This is a genomic window from Chitinophaga sp. 05T412 (assembly GCF_056396465.1).
The window spans coordinates 52394-59228 of sequence record NZ_JBFTLN010000025.1; the positions used below are offsets into that span (position 1 = coordinate 52394).

At 47.3% G+C, this 6835-nt stretch carries 2 protein-coding genes; both read right to left on the reverse strand.

Annotated elements, in window-relative coordinates; translation table 11 throughout:
* Positions 1 to 11: 11 nt before the first annotated feature.
* Positions 12 to 926 carry a PorP/SprF family type IX secretion system membrane protein gene (locus tag AC1DFM_RS33835; protein ID WP_477081212.1) on the reverse strand — a complete coding sequence of 305 codons (915 nt, stop codon included), beginning with the start codon at positions 924 to 926 and terminating at the stop codon, positions 12 to 14.
* Between the two features lie 56 nt (positions 927 to 982).
* On the reverse strand, positions 983 to 6835 hold a 5853-nt coding region (locus AC1DFM_RS33840), incomplete at its 5' end, for a Calx-beta domain-containing protein (protein WP_477081213.1).

Consider the following 6835-nt stretch of genomic DNA (forward strand, 5'->3'; position numbering starts at 1 on the left):
TTTTAATATAATTAGAAATAACGCGGCGCCACCACTTTCCACTTAGACCAGGCAAACCGGTAGTTTACCATTAACTCGTGCGATACCGTTTGTGCGCCCTTTAGATTCGACTGCATAGGCGCATCGTAAGAGTAGCCCATCTGCAGGTTCTTGGTAATCTGTACCTGTACCAACCCCGTCATGGTTTTCTCTGAACGCCAGGAAGCGCCCAGCCATACCACGTTTTTCAACAGGATATTCGCATTCAGGTCATACTGAAAACCGGCGCCTTTCACCTGACGTAATAACACGTTGGGCTTAAACTTCACGTCGTCATTGATATTAATCAGGTAGCCGGTTTGCAGATAATAATGGGATTCTACTTTCACCTTATTCACACTGTTGCCTAAGTCAAAGCTTTTGAAAGTAGGCGATGATAACCCGATAAAGAACCGGTCGGTGAACACCATGAAACCAAATCCGATATCCGTTTTCCAATAGCTCTGGTTATGCGCAAACACAGGATCTGAAGTCGACAGAGAGCTGTTATCCTCCCGGAACTGCGACATCCCACCCTTGAGCCCCATGGCGAGGTAGATTTTTTCGTTGAGCTTTACCCGTTGGGAAACGTTAAAGTTGACCGCCGTTTGTGAATTCACCGTGATTTTTTCATTCATCAGCGATACGCCAAAACTGGTATTGGTAGCCTTAATGGGCGTATAAAAAGAAGCTGTAGCTGTTTTAGGCGCTCCATCTACTCCCACCCATTGGTTACGCCCAACTGCGGTAAGACTGGAAGATTCGTCCATAGAAGGATACGCCGGATTTATAATCATGCCGTTGAACATGTACTGCGAGTACAGCGGTTCCTGTTGTGCAGTCGCTTTCAAACCCACACAACAGCATAGGACCACAATTCCTAAAGCTTGCATAAGACGCTCTTTCATAGGTATCAGCTTAAATATTTTATCAAACTCATCTTACTAATAAATTCATATATGCGTTAACGTTTAATCACGATAAAGCCCGTGACGCGCTCCTTCTTACCATTTATGGTCACCTCTATATTATAGAAGTAAGACCCATCTGGTACATCATTACCCGCACTGCCTCCTGCATTGGAACGTCCTCTGAAGTTGTTGGACTTATTGTCATAGTTCTTCAGCTTGAACACCGTGCCACCCCAGCGATTAAATATTGTCACTTCATTATTTGGATACTTCTCGATGTTCTCGATATACATCGCCTCATTACCCAAACCATCATTATTTGGTGAAATAGCAGGATGTACGCGGATCTTACCATCTATTCCATCGAGGTAATTAATTTTCTTATCCTTATCCAGGTTAAATCTGCTAACCGAATCAGGTACACCGTCACCATCAGAATCCAGATCCAGGAAGTTTGGAATACCGTCGCCATCGGTGTCATCATCAAATGGATCACCGTTACCGTTAATATCTTCCTGTCCGTCTGTTAAGCCATCACCATCGGTATCACAGGTTTTGCACATCGGATCATCATTCAGGATAACGCCTGTTGCTTTAAGCGGATTACCGAGGGTAGGTGTGTTTTGTCCCGATGGTACTGATACGGAAGACATTTTCACGATGAAGGTTTCATTTTGTTCAAACGTAGTATCACCCTTGATATTCACCGTAATCTGTCCGATGGTTTGCAGCGGAGCAATCACCGTTTGCTTGATCGTGTTATCGAAATCTACACCCGGTGTAGCTTTGAAGTCCATGTATGGATAGGATACCCCATCGGTAGACTCTTCAAAGTCGTAGTTAATGGTAATCTTACGGGAACTTTGTCTGCTCAGTTGTACGTTAAACCGCAGCGGTGTATTTTCTCCCAGGTTACCTTCTTTCACGCTGAATTTGTCAGCAGCAAAAGACAGGGTCAGCGGATCATTATCCGTAATGGTCACTCTGGCAGTATCGTTATCACCTGGTTTGTATACCAACGTGCTGCTACCTCCATTGAGGAACGGCAGTACGGTTGTTTTCAGATAGCCGTCATCATCGTTGATATCGTTATCGTTGGTGGTAAGGGTGAAGGTATGTTGCTTCGCATGTGCCGGCATGGTAATCGTCACCACATTACTGTTGGTGGTGCCTTCTCCGGCGGTAAACGTGCGGGCCGCATCCTGCATGACCTGTATCCGGATAGGAATATCATGTGCTGCAGACGATGGAGAGCTAAGGGTAAATTGCACCGCCTTACCTTCCGCTACGCTGGCATCTTTCGCGAAAATTTCCACCACCAGGGTATCATTATCATGAATGATGACAGTAGCCGATGCGTTAGAAGACAATGGCCAGGTCACACCCGGGATGGTGCTGCTAACGGTGCTTAACTGCGTTACTACGTCTTCATCTCCCTCTACAATATCATTATCAATAGGCGTAACTGCGATATCCGCACTATGCTGGCCAGCCGGGATCACCACTGTACCGCTGAGTTTACGGTAGCGGGTATCTGCTATAGCGCTACCAGACACGGTGTAATTAACGGTTACATCTTTGGCGGCAGATAACTGGGCATCTGTAAACTGTACCCGGAAAGATCCTACAGTAGCTGGTTCAGATGCATCTGCTGTTTTCTGGATCGTGATAGCGCGGCCCGGAGCATCTGCATCATCATCATGTACATTCAGGCTCACGGAATCACGGTCATCCACATCCAGGGCCAGATTTCTGTTAAAGCGTTTCATCTGTGCCAGCATCAGGGATACCTTCACCGTTTCATCTCCCTCAATAATCTTATTATCGATCACATTAACAGGAACGGATACACTGTTCTTCCCTATCGGTATCACTGCGGAAGTTTGGATCGGCGAAATATTGGTAGTGCCAGCAATGCTGCTCACGAAGAACACTACTTTCACATCGGCGGCGGCGGTCAGGTTACCTGGCAGCTTCACGAGGTAAGCGCCATTGGTAGCCGGTTCAGACGCATCTTTGTCTTTCTGCAGCACTACACGCATATCACCGGTTTCAGGGATGAGTACAATGCCCGGTTGTACTAGGGTATAACCAGCCGTACCTAACTGTGCAGTCAATTGCAGTTGCTCATCACCTTCCAGCACCTGATCATCGGTAATCTTCAGTTCATATACCTTATTGTGTACGCCAGCTGCCAGGGTTACCTGTGCAGGTACACCGCTGTAGTCTGCGTCATCTGCCGTAGAACTGATATTTCTGGCGATATTGATGATCACATCTTCCGAAGAAGTAATCTGACTATTTACAAATCCAACGGTTGCATTGCTGGCGCTGCCTTCATGTACCAGGGACGAGTCGATACGTACTTCCACTTTCAGGTTATCCGGATTCAAGCGGGTAGCATCATCAATGGTAACTGACAGGCTATCCCCTTTCATTCCAGCATACTGCGGCATTGCCTGAATCCACAACAGTTCTGGTTTTTCGAGGATGAAGTCTGTTTTAGCCTGGAAGGTGAAGTTCACACCGGACTGGCCAGCCGGAATAGTCACGGTAGCAGGCAGGTTGTCGATGTCTCCTGCGGTGGCCACAGATCTTGCACCGATATTCAATGTCACATCGATTGGCTTGCCGGAAGTTACGCCTGGTGCTAACGCTACCTTCATGGTATAGTTATTACCTTCCAGTACATGCGTGCCCGTAGTAACGGCCGTGAGATGTATCAACCCGGTAGCCGGATCATCATGGGTTCTGTCTTTGATGGTAACAGTAGTATCTTTTACTACTGCTGCACTGAATACCGGATCGGTGATATTACCAGTGAACACTACGGTTTCATCATCTTCCAAAATCAAATCTTTCACTGCTTTCAGTACAAAAGTATGTGTACCGATATTTTGTCCTTTTTTGATAATAATATCATAGGGAGATGGCAGTGCGTTATGATCTGTATTGATAGCCGTACTCAGGGTGTTGTCCTTATTAATATGTACCGTGATGTCCCTGCCCGCCTGTAAGTTAGCTGGCAATTGTACACTGAGCTGAGCTCCCTGTGCGGCACCTTCATCTATAGCGGCAGCAGTTGTGTGCATTACAATCGGCGCAGGCAATGGGTATTGTGCCGCATCGTCCTGGATAGTCAGGGTTGGGATAGCAATACTAAAGGTACTGATACCATCTCCGGCTGTTGGCGAAAGCGTAATGGTTTCCGGACCTTCCGTAAAATTATCTTTCCGGATAGCCAATCCCGTTACCACACTGCTGCTGTCGATAGTTACAGTGGTAGCCATGGCATAATCCAGTCCTGCTTCTGCAGTGCCTGCTGTTTGCGGCAACTGGATGTGGATAGGGATGGCAGTAGTTACTCCTGCAGGCAGACTAATAGTTACTGCGCCGCTATCGCCTTCTACCAGCGGTGATTTGAAGATATTCACACTCAGCTGCAGGTTGCCCGGAATGGTGCGGGTCAGATCCTGGATCTGCAGATTCAGGTCATTTACGGTGTAACCGTTGCCTGTGTTCGCTTTCACTACCAGTGATTCATTATTCTCCAATACTTTATCTGTTGCTGTTCTCAGCAGTTCAAAATCAGCAGTAGTGGTGCCGTGCGGCAGTACAAATGAAGTAGCAGACATCGTATAGTCGTCTACGTTTTTAGCCGTTGTCAGGGCATTATCTACTGCCAGTTGAATGGTTACATCTTTGGTAGATGCATATGGTACGGATACATGTACCATTACGCGGTTGCCTTCCGGCACCAGGGTAGCATCTGGCGTCAGCGTTATTTTTCTTGCATTTGGCTGAAGCTGGGTGATGTCTTTAATATAGATAGCGGTGCGGGTAGCAGGCATATCTACATTACCATCATTACCATCCACTACGATAGCGCCTTCGTCATCTAATATAACGTTGGTGCTGGTAGTAATAGCCGGTGTAGTACCAGAAGCTGCATTATTGGCAATGGTGATAGTAGCAGGGATGCTGCTATGGCGATTATCTGCCACGGTAGATAATGTTGCATTCTTAGCCAGGTTGATGGTCCATACTTTACCTGCTTTCCACCCATGAGGGAAGGTAGCGGTAATCACGGAGCTCTGTCCTTCGTTAATGCTATCCGGCACACTGGTCAATATCATGGAGTCACCGGCAGGGAATGGATATTGTGCATCCTTAATCGTCAGATCGAGGCTGGCCGGATTAAAGGTATAAGGCGTACTATAGATGTCGCTGATCGATGGCGTAATGTGAATATTCTCCACATCTTCCACTAGGATATCACCCGCTACTTTTACTTCAATCGCCGCGGATGCAGTGGTGAAGCTGGTATCCACAGGCAGGCTGTAATCGGTATTACGGGTAGCCGTACCAGTTGCTGGCAAGGATACTTTAATTGGTATTTCAGTGGTCACGCCGGCAGGCAGTTTAAAGCCAATCTGCTGTGTAGTGTTTTCCGGCATACCGGCTGCTGGCGGTGTAAACGTGATCACGGTTTTAGTGCCATCTCTGCGGGTAGCATCGTTGATTTTCAACAACACATCTGTTACCGTATATCCTGGTGAGTTAGTAACGGCAGCAGCGATATTCAGTTGTTCATCTTTCTCTATAATCTGGTCTACCAGCGCTTTGATGACTGGTGAAGCAGTTGTAAACACGGAGGTATCCTGCGGGAATGTAATAGCTGTTTGCAGGTATTGGAAGTCGGTGGCTGCTGCTTCTGTACCAGCTGCTTTGGTAGTCAAAGCAATGGTCAACGGTTTAGCAGAGTGGTAACCTGCCGGCAGCGACATTTTGAATGCGGTGCTGTTACCTTCGGTCAGGGCAGCGCTGTCTGATACGATGGTCAGTACCTTCTTGGAAGGGTCTGTATTGTCTTTGATATAAAGACTGGTACTACGCGCTGGCATCTTCACATCGCTCTTATTACCATCTATGAACAATGCACCTTCATCGCTGAATACGCCATTAGGCAGTGTTTGAATAGTAGTAGTTCCGTTGGTACCATTCGCCGGAATGCTGATGCTGGCTGGGAAGCTGGTGTAGCGATCATTACCAATGGTAGATTTCACTACATCTTTTGTCAGGTTCACTGTCCAGGCTTTACCTGCTTTCCAGCCGTGCGGGAAGGTAGCGGTAATCACAGAGCTTTGTCCTTCGTTTACGCTATCCGGAGCACAGCTCAGTAATACGGAGTCGCCCGCCGGGAATGGATACTGCGCATCTTTAATGGTCAGATCTACGCTGGCTGGATTAAAGGTATAAGGCGTATTATAAATGTCACTGATGGTTGGTGTGATGTGGATATCTTCCACATCTTCTACCAGCATATCACCAGCTACTTTCACTTCAATCGCTGCTAATGCAGTGGTGAAGGTCGTATCGGTTGGTAAGCTGTAATCTGTATTACGTGTAGCCGTGCCGGTAGTTGGCAGGGATACTTTAATTGGTATTTCAGTAGTCACACCGGCAGGCAGCTTAAAGCCAATCTGCTGTGTAGTATTTTCCGGCATACCTGCTGCAGGCGGTGTGAACGTGATCACGGCTTTAGTGCCATCTCTGCGGGTAGCATCGTTGATTTTCAACGACACATCTGCTACTGTGTAACCAGGAGAGTTAGTAACCGCGGCAGCGATATTTAATTGCTCATCTTTCTCCAGGATCTGATCTGTCACGGCTTTGATAACCGGTGCAACAGTAGTGAACACAGAAGTATCCTGTGGGAATGTAATCGATGTTTGCAGGTATTGGAAATCTGTAGCGGCGGCTTCCGTTCCGGCTGCTCTGGTTGTCAGTGCAATGGTCAGCGGTTTAGCGGAGTGGTAACCTGCCGGCAGCGACATTTTGAATGCTGTTGAGTTACCTTCAGCCAGGGCGGTGCTGTCTGATACGATGGTCAGTACCTTCTTTGA

Excerpts from the sequence above, each read along its gene's own strand:
- AC1DFM_RS33835 (WP_477081212.1), bottom strand. The coding sequence starts at position 926 with ATGAAAGAGCGTCTTATGCAAGCTTTAGGAATTGTGGTCCTATGCTGT.